The 13,363-nt window shown below is 55.0% G+C and carries 15 protein-coding genes and 1 pseudogene; 4 read left to right on the top strand and 12 right to left on the bottom strand.

Annotated features, from left to right (window positions below; genetic code table 11):
• Window positions 1-20: 20 nt before the first annotated feature.
• From trmB to RT340_RS09715, 3 genes are all read left to right on the top strand, one after another.
• On the top strand, window positions 21-740 hold the full coding sequence (gene trmB / locus RT340_RS09725; RefSeq protein WP_211728602.1) for a tRNA (guanosine(46)-N7)-methyltransferase TrmB: 720 nt from the start codon (window positions 21-23) through the stop codon (window positions 738-740).
• Entirely contained in the window at window positions 740-1,066 is a 327-nt protein-coding gene (locus RT340_RS09720; RefSeq protein ID WP_034823275.1) for a YggL family protein, read from the top strand. The genes trmB and RT340_RS09720 overlap by 1 nt, the downstream gene beginning before the upstream one ends.
• Before the next feature lie 258 nt (window positions 1,067-1,324).
• Window positions 1,325-2,044, top strand: coding sequence for a DUF2884 domain-containing protein (locus tag RT340_RS09715; protein ID WP_313375608.1), 720 nt, complete (start codon window positions 1,325-1,327; stop codon window positions 2,042-2,044).
• A 51-nt stretch (window positions 2,045-2,095) separates the two neighbouring features.
• On the opposite strand, the gene hemW is transcribed toward RT340_RS09715, so the two are convergent.
• Genes hemW through RT340_RS09695 form a run of 4 tightly spaced genes read right to left on the bottom strand, consistent with a single transcriptional unit; the run spans window position 2,096 to window position 5,107 of the window.
• The gene (gene hemW / locus RT340_RS09710; protein ID WP_313375606.1) at window positions 2,096-3,226 is read right to left on the bottom strand and encodes a radical SAM family heme chaperone HemW; all 1,131 of its coding nucleotides are present in this window, start codon (window positions 3,224-3,226) and stop codon (window positions 2,096-2,098) included.
• A complete protein-coding gene (locus tag RT340_RS09705; RefSeq protein WP_313375604.1) occupies window positions 3,219-3,812 on the bottom strand; it encodes an XTP/dITP diphosphatase in 594 nt (197 codons plus the stop codon). The genes hemW and RT340_RS09705 overlap by 8 nt, the downstream gene beginning before the upstream one ends.
• A 20-nt stretch (window positions 3,813-3,832) precedes the next feature.
• Entirely contained in the window at window positions 3,833-4,387 is a 555-nt protein-coding gene (locus tag RT340_RS09700) for a YggT family protein (protein ID WP_034823271.1), read from the bottom strand.
• 12 nt (window positions 4,388-4,399) lie between these two features.
• Window positions 4,400-5,107 (bottom strand): YggS family pyridoxal phosphate-dependent enzyme, encoded by a 708-nt coding sequence (locus RT340_RS09695; protein ID WP_097118061.1) that lies wholly within the window; start codon window positions 5,105-5,107, stop codon window positions 4,400-4,402.
• A 16-nt stretch (window positions 5,108-5,123) separates the two neighbouring features.
• Here RT340_RS09695 and RT340_RS09690 point away from each other — a divergent pair.
• Window positions 5,124-6,115 (top strand): annotated as a pseudogene (locus RT340_RS09690) (type IV pilus twitching motility protein PilT).
• A 342-nt stretch (window positions 6,116-6,457) separates the two neighbouring features.
• Here the strand turns inward: RT340_RS09690 and ruvX are convergent.
• The 8 genes from ruvX to metK all read right to left on the bottom strand — a co-directional run.
• Window positions 6,458-6,874, bottom strand: coding sequence for a Holliday junction resolvase RuvX (ruvX, locus tag RT340_RS09685; protein ID WP_034823268.1), 417 nt, complete (start codon window positions 6,872-6,874; stop codon window positions 6,458-6,460).
• Window positions 6,874-7,437, bottom strand: a complete 564-nt coding sequence (locus tag RT340_RS09680) for a YqgE/AlgH family protein (protein ID WP_034823267.1) — start codon at window positions 7,435-7,437, stop codon at window positions 6,874-6,876. The genes ruvX and RT340_RS09680 overlap by 1 nt, the downstream gene beginning before the upstream one ends.
• Before the next feature lie 82 nt (window positions 7,438-7,519).
• Window positions 7,520-8,464, bottom strand: coding sequence for a glutathione synthase (gene gshB, locus RT340_RS09675; protein WP_034823266.1), 945 nt, complete (start codon window positions 8,462-8,464; stop codon window positions 7,520-7,522).
• A gap of 92 nt (window positions 8,465-8,556) precedes the next feature.
• Entirely contained in the window at window positions 8,557-9,288 is a 732-nt protein-coding gene (gene rsmE / locus RT340_RS09670; protein ID WP_038644914.1) for a 16S rRNA (uracil(1498)-N(3))-methyltransferase, read from the bottom strand.
• Between the two features lie 74 nt (window positions 9,289-9,362).
• Complete coding sequence (gene endA / locus RT340_RS09665; RefSeq protein ID WP_313375597.1) at window positions 9,363-10,070, bottom strand: deoxyribonuclease I; 708 nt, start codon at window positions 10,068-10,070, stop codon at window positions 9,363-9,365.
• A 76-nt stretch (window positions 10,071-10,146) separates the two neighbouring features.
• Window positions 10,147-10,659, bottom strand: a complete 513-nt coding sequence (locus RT340_RS09660) for a SprT family zinc-dependent metalloprotease (protein WP_211728608.1) — start codon at window positions 10,657-10,659, stop codon at window positions 10,147-10,149.
• Window positions 10,660-10,755: 96 nt separating this feature from the next.
• On the bottom strand, window positions 10,756-12,150 hold the full coding sequence (locus RT340_RS09655) for a sugar porter family MFS transporter (RefSeq protein WP_097118057.1): 1,395 nt from the start codon (window positions 12,148-12,150) through the stop codon (window positions 10,756-10,758).
• Between the two features lie 413 nt (window positions 12,151-12,563).
• A partial coding sequence (metK, locus tag RT340_RS09650; protein ID WP_313375595.1) for a methionine adenosyltransferase occupies window positions 12,564-13,363 on the bottom strand: 800 nt, incomplete at its 5' end.

Below are 13,363 nucleotides of genomic sequence, written 5' to 3'. Positions count from 1 at the left end.
GCTAACCAGCAGGCTTCAACATGATTAATGACGTCATCACCCCGGAATTTGATGAGAACGGGCGGCCATTACGCCGTATCCGCAGTTTTGTGCGCCGCCAGGGGCGCTTAACGAAAGGACAGCAGCTCGCGCTCGATAATTACTGGCCGGAGATGGGCGTCGAGTTCCAGCAGGAGCCGCTGGATTTGGCAGCACTGTTTGGCCGTGAAGCGCCAGTGGTGCTGGAAATCGGTTTTGGCATGGGCGCCTCACTGGTGACCATGGCGCAAAATAATTCTCACCAGAACTTCCTCGGTCTTGAAGTGCATGCGCCGGGCGTGGGAGCCTGTCTGGCTTCTGCCAAAGAGGCAGGCGTGGAAAACCTGCGTGTGATGTGTCACGACGCAGTAGAAGTGTTGCAGCAGATGATTCCGGATAACTCACTGCGCATGGTTCAGCTGTTCTTCCCGGATCCATGGCATAAAGCGCGCCACAATAAACGTCGCATTGTGCAGGTACCTTTTGCCGAGCTGGTGATGCGTAAGCTGAAACTGGGCGGCGTGTTCCATATGGCCACTGACTGGGAAGATTACGCGACACACATGCTGGAAATCATGAACAGCGTGGATGGGTATAAAAACCTGTCAGAAGCTAACGATTACGTGCCGCGTCCGGAAACGCGTCCGTTAACGAAATTTGAGCAGCGCGGGCAGCGACTGGGCCATGGCGTTTGGGATCTGATGTTTGAGAGGATTAAATAATGGCCGTACAGCGTAGCCGTCGTTTACGTAAAAAACTGCATATCGATGAGTTTCAGGAGTTAGGTTTCTCTGTGGCCTGGCGTTTTGCCGAAGGCACCACCGAGGAGCAGATTGATGCCACGCTGGATCAGTTTATTACTGAAGTGATCGATCCCAATGGCCTGGCGTATGACGGCAGCGGTTATCTGGTGTGGGAAGGTCTGGTTTGCCTGCAGGAAACCGGTAAGTGCACCGATGAGCACCGTGAGCTGGTGCGCAAATGGCTGGAGAAACGCGAGCTGTCGGATGTTCAGGTAACTGAACTCTTTGACGTCTGGTGGGACTAAGTACTTTACTGGCCTGAGATATCGCTTCAGGCTAGCTCACTTGCGCTTTTGGCGCCGGCCAGTGCTCGCACAAGTTGCATTAGCGACTTGAACGCCCAAAGGGCGGCCCCGAAAGGGGCGAGCAACGCGAGTCATCCTCACGTACTTTAGTACGCTCCGGTTGCTGTGCGTTGGCCGTCACCAAATTCGCTGCGCCGCTTACGCCTGACTTGTACTAACTGCAAAGGCGTGGGCGGCTTTTCATTTTAGGGAGATTTCATGGTTCGTAAGGCGCTTCTTACCGCACTGCTGCTGGCCGCAGCGACACAGGCGCAGGCTGATTATCAGTGCAGCGTTAATCCTCAGGATGATGTGATCATCAAACCGCAGAGCGTGCAGGTGGTCGGCACCAACGGTAATCTTGAAATCTCACCGCAGGGCGATGTGACCTTTAACGGGCAGAAAGCCAACGTGGATAACGCCACGCGACAGAAAGCCATCGACTATCAGAATGCGTTACGTCGGGATTTGCCGTGGGTAGATAACGGGGCCTCGACGCGTCTGGAACGCAGCCGTGTGGCGCTGGATAAAGTGATTGTGGAAAAGCTCGGTGCCAACAGCAACGTGCGCAACCGCCTGACCAGGCTGGATGGACAGCTGAAGCAGCAGATGAACCGTATCATTGAGCATCGTCCGGATGGTTTGATCTTCCACCACCAGGCGATTGACCAGGTGCGTGCCGAAGGCGAAAAACTGGTGCAGAGCACGCTGGGCGGCATTATGCAGGATAGTCTGAACGAGATGGGCAGCAGCCAGGCCGCCAGCGGCAGTAATCCACTGCAGGCGATCATGGGCAACCTCGGCGGTCTGCAGCAGGCGGTTCAGGCGGAATGGAATAAGCAGGAACAGGACTTTCAGAACTTCGGTCATGAGGTGTGTAATCGCGTGACGGATCTGGAAGGGCAGCGCAAAGCGTTAGTGCAGGGCGTTAAAGGTTAAAAAAACCAGCGGGACGAAGTAACGTGCCGCTGGGTTATATGACTGTTTGAACTACATAAACAGTTCAAGCAGCGAATTCAGGAACAACTTCCCTTTTTCGGTTATCTGCCACTGCTCTGCGGTTTCCACCACGTAACCCGCCTTGATCGCTTCATCCATCTGCGCGCGGATCACTTGCTCATCCAGCCCGGTATAGCGGCTGAAATCTGCACGCGGTGCGGCTTCCAGCAGACGGAAGCGGTTCATAAAGAACTCAAACGGCTTGTCTTCGTTCTCCACATCGTGCTGCTTGTCGAGGTAATTACCTTGCATAAAGCCGCGCGGATGACGGGTTTTCACCGTACGCACAATTCTGCCATCCGGCTGCGTCAGCTTGCCGTGCGCACCACAGCCGATACCGAGGTAATCACCGAAGCGCCAGTAGTTGAGGTTGTGCTCGCAGCGATAACCCGGCTTGGCATAGGCTGAAGTCTCGTACTGCTGATAACCAGCGGCACTCAGCAACTCATGGCCTTGTTCGTAGATGTCCCACAGCGCATCGTCATCCGGCAACACCGGCGGACGCGAGCTGAACATCGTGTTCGGCTCGATGGTCAGCTGATACCACGACAGGTGCGGCGGATTCAGCGCAATCGCCTGACGCAAATCGTCCAGTGCCTCTTCCAGTGACTGATCGGGCAAGCCGTGCATCAGATCGAGATTGAAGCTGCGCAGACCAAGACCGGCCGCGAGATGGGCGGCACGTACCGCTTCATCAGGGCCGTGAATGCGTCCTAAGCGCTCCAGCTTCTGCGGGCTAAAACTCTGCACGCCAATCGAAATACGGTTAATACCGGCTTTCTGGTAGCCGCTGAAGCGATCCGCTTCCACGGTGCCCGGATTGGCTTCCATGGTGACCTCTGCATCGGCCGCCAGCGGCAGGCGCGCACGCACGCCATCCATCAACATTTGCATGGCATTGCTGCTGAGCAGACTCGGTGTGCCGCCGCCAATGAAGATGGTGCGCACTTCGCGGCCAGCGGTAAGCGGTAGATCCTGTTCAAGGTCGCTGAGCAGATGCTGCACATACTCGATGTGCGGCACCTCGCCTTTTAACGCGTGAGAGTTGAAATCACAGTACGGACACTTCTGCACACACCACGGAATGTGGATGTACAGGCTTAACGGAGGTAACTCAGGCATTGCGCATCGCATCCAGTAACAGCGTCAATGCTTTGCCACGGTGGGAAACAGCACGCTTTTCATCTTTACTCAGCTCTGCTGCGGTTTTGCCCAGTTCAGGAACATAGAAAATCGGGTCGTAACCAAAGCCGCCTTCACCTGCGGCTGCACGGGTGATTTCACCCGCCCAGCTGCCGTGGAACACCAGCGGTGTCGGATCTTCAGCATGACGCACATAAACCAGCACGCAATGGAACTGCGCCTGACGCTCGCCCTCCGGCACGTTTTCCAGCGCCACCAGCAGCTTATCGAGATTTTGCTGATCGCTGGCGTCTTCACCGGCATAGCGCGCAGAGTAGATGCCTGGCGCGCCGTCGAGCGCATCCACCGCCAGACCAGAGTCATCGGCAATCGCTGGCAAGCCGGTGATCTGCGCCGCATGACGGGCCTTAAGAATGGCATTTTCAATAAAGGTCAGACCGGTTTCTTCCGCTGACTCAACGCCCAGCTCGGTTTGCGCCACGATATCGAGGCCGAAGGCCGCTAACAGATCGGCCAGTTCACGAACTTTGCCCGGATTACCGGTGGCGAGTACGACTTTTTGCATAACAGTTCCAGATTAACGAATTACAGCAAATACCAGAGACCCGGGAACAGGTCCATGCCGAGGAAATTCAGCGCGTACAGCACCAGAATCACAATCATGGCAGAGAAATCGATACCGCCCATCGCAGGCAGAATACGGCGAATCGGTGCCATCAGCGGTTCAGTCAGCTGAATCAACACGTAATCAATCGGGCCACGTCCCTGGCTGATCCAGCTCATCAGTGAACGAATGATAATCACCCAGAACACCAGATAACCGGCGGATTTCACCAGTGACAACAGGCCGACTAACAGATTGGTGGGATCCACTGAGAACACGCCAACCTGAATTAACAGTAGCACCGGATATTTCAGGGTGGTCAGCACAAAGGCCAGCACCAGAGAGGCTGTGTCAATCGGGCCTATCGCTGGCAGCACGCGGCGCAGCGGCTTGATAATCGGCTGTGTAATCTTCACCACAAACTGTGACAGCGGGTTGTAGAAATCACAGCGTGACCACTGCATCCAGATGCGCAGCAGCAATACCATCACGTACAGGTCGATCAGCGTTTTGACTAAAAACGTCATTGTTAACATGAGGTTCCTCAATTATTGTTGTGAAGGTCGCGCATAATCCCGCGCGCCAAATACGGCGGTGCCAATGCGCACCATGGTGCTGCCTGCGGCGATTGCCGCATCCATGTCGTCGCTCATTCCCAGAGAAAGCGTATCGACGTCAGGGTAATCCTGTTTTAGAGCGTTAAACGCGTCAGCCATCTGCTGACATACCGCGAACTGTCGATCGTAATCTGACTCCGGCGCCGGGATCGCCATCAATCCGCGCAAACGCAGACGTGGCAATGCGGCTATATGCGCCGCCAGCGCCGGAATCGCCTCCAGCATGATGCCAGATTTGCTGTTCTCGTCACTGATATTTACCTGAATTAACACGTTAAGCGGTGGCAACGCTGCCGGACGCTGATCGTTGAGGCGTTGTGCAATGCGTTCACGATCGACGGTGTGACACCAGGCAAAATTCTCCGCCACCAGGCGGCTTTTATTGGATTGCAGCGGCCCGATAAAGTGCCACTGCAGATCAGGATGTGCGGCCAGCTCAGCCACCTTTTCAACCCCTTCCTGTACGTAATTTTCACCGAATGCCCGCTGACCCGCAGCAATCGCTTCTGCGACTGCGCTCGCAGGTTTGGTTTTGCTCACTGCAAGCAGGGTAATTTCTTCTGGCGCGCGGCCGCAGCGTGCAGCGGCAGTGGCGATACGCTCACGCACTTGCTGTAGGTTGTGCTCAATGGAAGTCATAGTCAGGAGAAGTTAAATGGATTTGGATGAAGTTGTGGCCCTTAGTGTAAAGCATAACGCCGCCGATCTGCACCTTTGCAGCGGACATTTACCGCACTGGCGACGGCAGGGGGGGCTGGAGCCGATCCCACAACAAACCGCACTGGATGGCGACTGGCTGGAAACCTTTTTGCAACAGTGGCTCAGCGGCGTACAGCATGATGAGCTGGAAGCGAGCGGGCACGTTGATTTTGCCATCACCTGAAAAGCGGCGTGCGTTTGCGTGCCAACCTGTTTATGCAGCGCCACGGTTTATCGCTGGCGTTGCGCTTGATTGCCAGCCAGGCACCCGATATCAACCAATTACAGCTGCCCGACGTAGTACAGCAGTTGTTGCAGTTGGAGGAGGGGCTGATCTTAATTACGGGTGCCACCGGCAGCGGTAAATCCACCACGCTGGCAGCGATGGTGGACAGCCTCAATCGCGAACAGGCACGCCACATTATTACGCTGGAAGATCCGATTGAATTTTTGCATCACAGCCAGCGCTCGTTGATACAGCAGCGGGAAGTGGGCGCACACACGGTGTCATTCCAGCAAGGATTGAAAGCGGCGCTGCGCGAAGACCCGGATGTGATTCTGTTGGGTGAGCTACGTGACAGCGAGACCATTCGGCTGGCGCTGACGGCGGCAGAGACCGGGCATCTTGTACTGGCAACGTTGCACACGCGAGGTGCCACGCAAGCGGTGGATCGGCTGGTGGATGTGTTTCCTGCTGAGGAAAAAAACCTGGTGCGCACCCAGTTGGCGGGCAGTTTGAAAGCGGTGCTGGCGCAGCGTTTGGTGCCGGCAAAAAACGGCGGGCGAATTGGCTTGTTCGAGGTGTTGGTGGCCACGCCTGCGGTGACCAATTTAATCCGTGAGGGCAAGATGCATCAACTGCCTGGCGTGCTGCAAACCGGCGCGCAGTCAGGGATGCAGACGTTCGCGCAGAGCGAACAGGCGCGACAACAGGCGGGATTGATTTGAGAATTTGCGAGTCGATTCAGAAGGGCGGGCATGATTTGCGTGCCTGCGAGTTGCTATTAAAGGGCGGGGCATGATTTGAATGCTTGCAAGTCGATACAAGGGAGTGGGCATGATTTGAGTGCCTGCGAGTTGATACAAGGAGGCGGGGATGATTTTAATGCCTGCGAGTCGTTACAAAAGGGCGGGGCATAATTTGCGCGCCTGTGAGTCAATACAAGTGGCAGAATTGATTGGCGTGTTTGCAGGTTGCCGTAAATGGCGGGAGCACTATAGCCGAGCGAATAACAAGCAAGCTGTTGCCGCAATTTGTCAGGTGCGCATTCACGCGCACCTGGATTTCAATCAGTGCGTATCGAACCAATCTTCCAGAATGATCACCGCCGATTGCGAATCGACCTGACCTTTTTGCAATGCACGGAAGCCACCGCGTTCGAACAGGTCGGCGCGCGCTTCCACGGTGCTTAACCGCTCGTCCTGCAGCTCAACGCGCACGCCGAATCGGCCATGAATGCGATTGGCGAACTTACGGGCGCGATCGGTTAACGGCTGCTCGGTGCCGTCCATGTTCAACGGCAAGCCCACCACCACGTAATCAGGCTGCCACTCTTTCAGCAGCTTCTCGATCAGCTTCCAGTCTGGCGTGCCATCTTGCGCTTTAAGCGCGGTCAGAGCGCGAGCGGTGCCGGTCAACTGTTGACCGACCGCCACACCAATGCTTTTGGTGCCGAAATCGAAGCCAAGCAAGGTTTCACTGGCCATCAGGCGTGCCCTGCATCGCTGGTCATATTATGAATATCAATGCCCATGCTGCGTGCGGCTTCGCGCCAGCGCTCGGCGATTGGCGTCTGGAACAGAATATTGCTGTTCGCGGGTGTGGTCAGCCAGGCATTTTCCAGCAGTTCGTTCTCCAGCTGATCTTTTTCCCAGGCGCAATAACCTAAAGCCACCAGCACGTTATCGGGCTGTTCTGAGGTGCCGATCGCTTCCAGCACATCCCGTGAAGTGGTGATCACGGTGTTATCAGAGATACGGATGCTGGAAGAGTAAATTTTCTGGGCAGAGTGCAGGATAAAGCCGCGATCTTCCGCCAGCGGGCCGCCAGCGAACACCGGCTTATCCAGCTTAATGGCAGGATCACGCTCTGATGGGCTGATTTTAAGTTTCTTCAGAATGCCTTCGACCGTCAGGTTTTCCATCGGCTTATTCACGATCAAGCCCATGGCGCCATCTTCATTGTGCTCGCAGATATACACCACCGAGCGTTTGAACAGCGGGTCCTGCAGCGACGGCATCGCAATCAAAAAATGGTGCTGTAAATTCATTCTCACTCGTATACCAAAAATAACCGGCGCGGCCGCAGCCACGTCGGTTTTGGGTTCTCACGGCGCTTACACGCCGTTGACATCAGCCCAGGCGTTTCTCAATGGCATCCATCAGCATGCCGGTGATCGAGATCGGGAATGCAGCCTCGATTTCACGCACGCAGGTTGGGCTGGTTACGTTAACTTCGGTGAGTTTATCACCAATGATGTCCAGACCGACAAAAATCAGCCCTTTAGCTTTCAGCGTTGGACCCACGCGACGGGCGATTTCCCAATCGCTGTCACTCAACGGGCGTGCTTCACCGCGGCCACCAGCTGCAAGGTTACCACGGGTTTCGCCACCCTGTGGGATACGCGCCAGGCAGTAAGGCACCGGCTCGCCATCCACCACCAGCACGCGCTTATCGCCCTCTTTGATCGCCGGCAGGTAGTTTTGCGCCATGCAGAAGTTCTGGCCGTGATTGGTCAGGGTTTCGGTGATGACACCAAAGTTCGGGTCGTCCTGCTTCACGCGGAAGATGGAGGCGCCGCCCATGCCGTCCAGCGGCTTAAGGATCACATCACCGTGCTCCTGCCAGAAGGCACGCAGCTGCTCTTTATTGCGGGTCACCAGCGTGTCTGGCGTCAGGTCGGCGAACCACGCGGTGTACAGTTTCTCGTTGCAGTCGCGCAGGCTCTGCGGTTTGTTGACGATCAGCGTGCCTTGCTCTTCCGCGCGCTCCAGCAGGTAGGTGGCATAGATGAATTCGGTATCGAACGGCGGATCTTTACGCATCAGCACCACGTTGAGATCGGCCAGCGGGATTACCTGCTCACTGCCGAACTCGTACCATTTGTCGTAGTTCTGCTCCACGCTCAGCAGGCGCGTGCGGGCGTAGGTCACGCCACCGCGCAGTGAGAGATCGCCCATCTCCATGTAATGAATTTCGTAACCACGGCGCTGTGCTTCCAGCAACATGGCGAAGCTGGTGTCTTTTTTAATGTTGATGGACGAAATTGGGTCCATAACGATGCCAAGCTTAATCATTATTCTCTCCTCAAAGGGGGAATTTATTGCCCCGTTCCGTGACAGCGCTGCGGCTTTTCACGTGCGTAGTTTTAAAACCCTAAAAGTATCCTTTAACCCAGGTCACCAAACCTCACCTGAAGTGCCGTAATGGCCGTCAGTGCGGTAGTTTCTGTACGCAACACGCGTGGGCCCAACAAAATATCGGTGAAACCTTGCTGCGCGGTCATGGCAATTTCGTCTGCGGATAAGCCGCCTTCCGGACCAATCAGCAGGCGTACACGTTCAACCGGCTGCGGCAGAGTGTTAATACTGTGGCTGGCACGCGGATGCAGATTGAGCTTTAAACCGCTTTCCTGCTCGGCACACCAGGCTTCCAGCGTCATCGCTTCACGGATTTCCGGCACACGATTACGGCCGCACTGTTCACAGGCGGCAATCGCAATTTTTTGCCATTGCTGAATCTTCTTCGCCAGTCGTTCAGCATCCAGCTTTACGCCGCAGCGCTCCGAAAACAAGGGTGTAATTACGTTCACGCCGAGTTCGATCGATTTCTGGATGGTGAATTCCATCTTTTCGCCGCGCGACATCACCTGCCCAAGATGGAGATGGAGCGGAGATTCACGGTCATCAGGCTGACTGGCAAGGACCCTTACTTTTACACGCTTTTTATCAGCCTGGGTGATTTCGGCGTTAAAAGTCAGATTACTGCCATCAAACAGCTCAATTTGTTGACCGGCGGTCATGCGCAGCACGCGCCCGACGTGGTTAGCGGCATCTTCGTCGAGGAAGACTTCACTGTTAACTTCAAGAGGTTCGGGATGATAAATGCGAGGTATGCGCATGCGGTTCCTGCCAGCGTTATGCCGTGTCTTCGGACACGGCCCAATCGGAAAAAAGCTAGTGTAGGGTAGCGCTTTTAGCGCTGGCAAGCCTGTTGTACATAGGGATTGTGATTTCCCTGGACCTGCGCGATGCGGTTGTCGCGTTCACACTCCCATTGGCTTACCGGATATTGCTTGTTCCAGGCGGTGAACAGTTGGGTCTGCTGGCGTGACAGACGCAACTGATACTGGTCACGCATGTAGAAGTAAGTGCGGGCGATGGCACCGCGTGCACGCTCGGGTGGCTGCGCCAGCTTCTGCTTAAAATCGACTTTCATTGCGCACTGACCATATTGCGCGTCGCCGCCGTTCCACTGGCTGTACTGGAAGTTATTGCGATCGCCATTCACTTCACCAATCGCCGGTTGCAGATTGTGCAGGTCGCTTTCAATGCGGCGGTAATCGGCATCTTTACTGCAATTTTTGCGTCCGCCATTTTGCCAGCACTGGCGCTGATGGCCGAACTCCCATGCGGGCATCACATGTTCCCACTCAATACGCTCTGCGCGATTGGCATTTTTACGCACGCTGTAGCCACAGCTGCTGAGGTCAGGGACGCCTTTTTTGCCGTGCCAGCTGATTTTACAGCCGCAGTAAAATTCTGCCGGGGCATCGGCATTGATCTGCGCGGCGACCACTTTGGCCTGCTGGAAGTTGTTTTGATTGTAGTGGGTGACGCTGAGGCTGAAGGCGCTAATGGGGGCAACTAATGAGGAGAGTAACAACAGCGTTTTGCGAGACATATTCCAAAAATTACCTGATGCGTAAAAAGGCGGCAGGGTAACAGAATGGCGCAGGGTGGGAAATCAGATAAACGGACTAAGCTGCTGAAAATTCACCGGGTTGCAGCAATGTACCGCAATGTACGCAGCGGTATTCACTCTCGCCGCGTAGTACGCGATTGTGGCGGCGCACGGTGAGCTGATGTTGCTGACAGCGGCAGCGATAGGGGAAGGTATTGCTGCGCACCGAAGCGATTTCGAACTGATGGGTGCGACGCGCGGGAACGCCGAGCACGCTCTCCATCATCCACTTCCACTCTTTGCCGTGCGGCGGCACGCGGCCAAAGGTTTTCCATACCAGCAGGTGCGCCAGTTCGTGCGGCACCACCTCGTCCACAAAGGCCTGCTGATTCTCCAGCAATAGCACCGGGTTGATGCGAATCTCCCATTTCTCCAGCCAGGCGGTACCGGCAGCGGTGCCGCGCTGCTGATACACCAGCTTCGGCTCGTCATAGTGACGCTCCAGCTTTTCATTGGCGAGCTGCAAATGGTGACGCAACGAGCGCATCACGGCTTGTTGCAGGGCAATGGGAAGGCGAGGTGTTTTCATGCCGGGCAGGATAACCTGGTACGCACAAATGCGCACCTGACGAAACACACAAAAAAAGGGCCGCCAATCGGCAGCCCTTCGTATCGCTTATCGACCTTATTGCTGTCCGATATCGCGCAGTTTTTTGCCTTGCATCAGGTTGCGCTCGATGTGTTCCAGCGAGACGTTTTTGGTCTCTGGAATCAGCGCCACGGTCAGCAGGATAAAGAACACATTCAGACCTGCGTATACCCAGAAAGTCGGCGCGTTGCCCAGCGTGTTCAGCATGGTCAGGAAGGTGGCACCGACGATCATGTTGGCAATCCAGTTGGTTGCGGTCGACACGGTGATACCAAAATCGCGGCCTTTCAGCGGCTGAATTTCTGAACACAGTACCCAGATCAACGGACCGGCAGACATCGCAAAACCAACGATGAACATCAGCAGCATGGCGACAGCAAAGTATTGTGCGGAAGCGGAGTTAATGCCGATGTGCAGCATGGTACCGAGGATACCCATACCGGCAGCCATCACGATGAAGCCCAGCACCAGCGTCGGTTTACGGCCCCAGCGATCCACCAGGCCAATCGCAATAAAGGTCGCCAGTACGTTGACCAGACCGACAATGACCGTGCCCCACATCTGCTGAGTGGTATTGGCGAAGCCCGCAATCTCAAAGATTTTTGGCGCGTAATACATGATGACGTTCATACCGGTGAACTGCTGCATCACCTGCAACAGCACGCCCAGGAACACCGCACGGCGGAAGTTGCTGTTGCTCTGGAACAGCTGCCAGCCAGACTGTTTGATCTTCAGGCTTTCACGAATCTCATCCAGTTCACGTTTAGCTTGTTCGCTGGTATCACGCAGACGAGCCAGCACGCGTTCTGCACTGCGGAAATCGCCTTTCGCCGCCAGCCAGCGTGGACTGTTTGGCAGGAAGAATACGCCTACCAGCAGCAGCACGGCCGGAATGGTGATGATACCCAGCATCCAGCGCCATGCGCCTGCGTCACTAAATGCAGTGTCAGACAGATACGCGCCCAGGATACCGATGGTGATCATCAGCTGATACAGAGAAATCATGCTACCACGAATCTTTTCCGGTGCGATTTCAGAAAGATACAGAGGAGCAGTGTAAGACGCGACACCCACAGCCAGACCGAGTACTACACGTGCAGCAATCAGCATATCCGGGCTAACCGCCATGGCTGACCACAGTGAACCGATCACGAACAGAATTGCACCCGCCATCAGGCTCTTTTTACGGCCGAGATGTGAAGACATCCAGCCGCTACCAATCGCACCGACAGCCGCACCGAACATCATTGAGCTAACAATCCACTCTTGCTCATGTGCAGTCACGTTGAAATCTTTGGCGATGAAGGGCAGGGCACCAGCGATAACGCCGATATCCAGACCAAACAGCAGGCCGGCCAGAGCCGCTAAGAAGCAGACAAACATGGTCATCATCTTGTTCGACGTTCTGCTCTTATGAGTATTACCAGGCATAATGCCTCCGAAGTTTATCTATCATTGTTTTTATCAATGTTATGAAACCTGCCGACGGAAAAAAGTGAGGGCGATCACACCAGTGTAATCGGTTACACACACTGAAACCCTGCAATCCAGCATTTTCCGCCTGAAATAGTTACGTAACCAGTAAGGTATAGCACCCTTTAAGTTTCTGACATCTCTCTAAATATCGGCTATCAGACGACGCTGAAAATAACGCATTTTCATACGAATAACTACGCTGAAAATTCTCTAAATGACAGATTACAAAAGGTTTTCAAAATGTAATCGTTAACACTTTGTTGTAAACATCGAAAATGAAGTGTAGACGGCGGGAAAAAATGTGCAGGCTGGTTAGCGGGCATAAAAAAGCCCGCAATAAGCGGGCTCGTTTTTGCAGGACGGTAAGATTACAGGCCCGCAGCCTCGCGCAGTTGAGCAGCTTTATCAGTCTGCTCCCACGGGAAGTGTTCGCGACCAAAGTGACCGTAAGCAGCGGTCTCTTTGTAGATAGGTTTCAGCAGATCCATCATCTGAATCAGGCCGTAAGGACGCAGGTCGAAGAACTCGCGCACCAACAGGGTCAACTGCTCGGTAGGGACTTTCTCAGTACCGAAAGTTTCCACCATGATGGAGGTTGGCTCAGCCACGCCAATCGCGTAAGAAACCTGGATTTCGCAACGGTCAGCCAGACCAGCCGCGACGATATTTTTCGCGACATAGCGTGCAGCGTAAGCAGCAGAACGGTCAACTTTAGACGGGTCTTTACCAGAGAACGCACCGCCACCGTGACGCGCCATACCGCCGTAAGTATCAACGATGATTTTACGACCAGTCAGACCGCAGTCGCCCATTGGGCCGCCGATCACGAAGCGACCGGTTGGGTTGATATGGTATTTGGTGCTGGCATTCACCCACTCTGCAGGCAGTACCGGCTTGATGATCTCTTCCATCACCGCTTCACGCAGATCGGCTGTCGAAATTTCTTCAGCGTGCTGAGTCGACAGGACAACCGCATCGATACCGACAATTTTGCCGCCATCGTACTGGAAAGTGATCTGGCTTTTCGCATCCGGACGCAACCACGGCAGTGAGCCGCTTTTACGCACTTCAGCCTGACGCTGCACCAGACGGTGGGCGTAGGTTACCGGAGCAGGCATCAGCACGTCGGTTTCGTTGGTGGCGTAGCCGAACATCAGGCCCTGGTCGC

Origin of the sequence: Pantoea sp. CTOTU50773, from assembly GCF_032082325.1 — a bacterium.
In the GTDB taxonomy this organism is placed as follows: Bacteria; Pseudomonadota; Gammaproteobacteria; order Enterobacterales; family Enterobacteriaceae; genus Pantoea; species Pantoea communis.
Note: the sequence above shows the minus strand (reverse complement) of the source record. Positions and strands in the feature narration are given on the sequence as shown.

Excerpts from the sequence above, each read along its gene's own strand:
- RT340_RS09680 (WP_034823267.1), bottom strand. The coding sequence starts at position 7,437 with ATGAATTTACAGCACCATTTTTTGATTGCGATGCCGTCGCTGCAGGAC.
- endA (WP_313375597.1), bottom strand. The coding sequence starts at position 10,070 with ATGTCTCGCAAAACGCTGTTGTTACTCTCCTCATTAGTTGCCCCCATT.
- RT340_RS09695 (WP_097118061.1), bottom strand. The coding sequence starts at position 5,107 with ATGACTTCCATTGAGCACAACCTACAGCAAGTGCGTGAGCGTATCGCC.
- trmB (WP_211728602.1), top strand. The coding sequence starts at position 21 with ATGATTAATGACGTCATCACCCCGGAATTTGATGAGAACGGGCGGCCA.
- hemW (WP_313375606.1), bottom strand. The coding sequence starts at position 3,226 with ATGCCTGAGTTACCTCCGTTAAGCCTGTACATCCACATTCCGTGGTGT.
- RT340_RS09720 (WP_034823275.1), top strand. The coding sequence starts at position 740 with ATGGCCGTACAGCGTAGCCGTCGTTTACGTAAAAAACTGCATATCGAT.
- gshB (WP_034823266.1), bottom strand. The coding sequence starts at position 8,464 with ATGATTAAGCTTGGCATCGTTATGGACCCAATTTCGTCCATCAACATT.
- ruvX (WP_034823268.1), bottom strand. The coding sequence starts at position 6,874 with ATGGCCAGTGAAACCTTGCTTGGCTTCGATTTCGGCACCAAAAGCATT.
- RT340_RS09705 (WP_313375604.1), bottom strand. The coding sequence starts at position 3,812 with ATGCAAAAAGTCGTACTCGCCACCGGTAATCCGGGCAAAGTTCGTGAA.
- rsmE (WP_038644914.1), bottom strand. The coding sequence starts at position 9,288 with ATGCGCATACCTCGCATTTATCATCCCGAACCTCTTGAAGTTAACAGT.
- RT340_RS09700 (WP_034823271.1), bottom strand. The coding sequence starts at position 4,387 with ATGTTAACAATGACGTTTTTAGTCAAAACGCTGATCGACCTGTACGTG.
- RT340_RS09655 (WP_097118057.1), bottom strand. The coding sequence starts at position 12,150 with ATGCCTGGTAATACTCATAAGAGCAGAACGTCGAACAAGATGATGACC.
- RT340_RS09715 (WP_313375608.1), top strand. The coding sequence starts at position 1,325 with ATGGTTCGTAAGGCGCTTCTTACCGCACTGCTGCTGGCCGCAGCGACA.
- RT340_RS09660 (WP_211728608.1), bottom strand. The coding sequence starts at position 10,659 with ATGAAAACACCTCGCCTTCCCATTGCCCTGCAACAAGCCGTGATGCGC.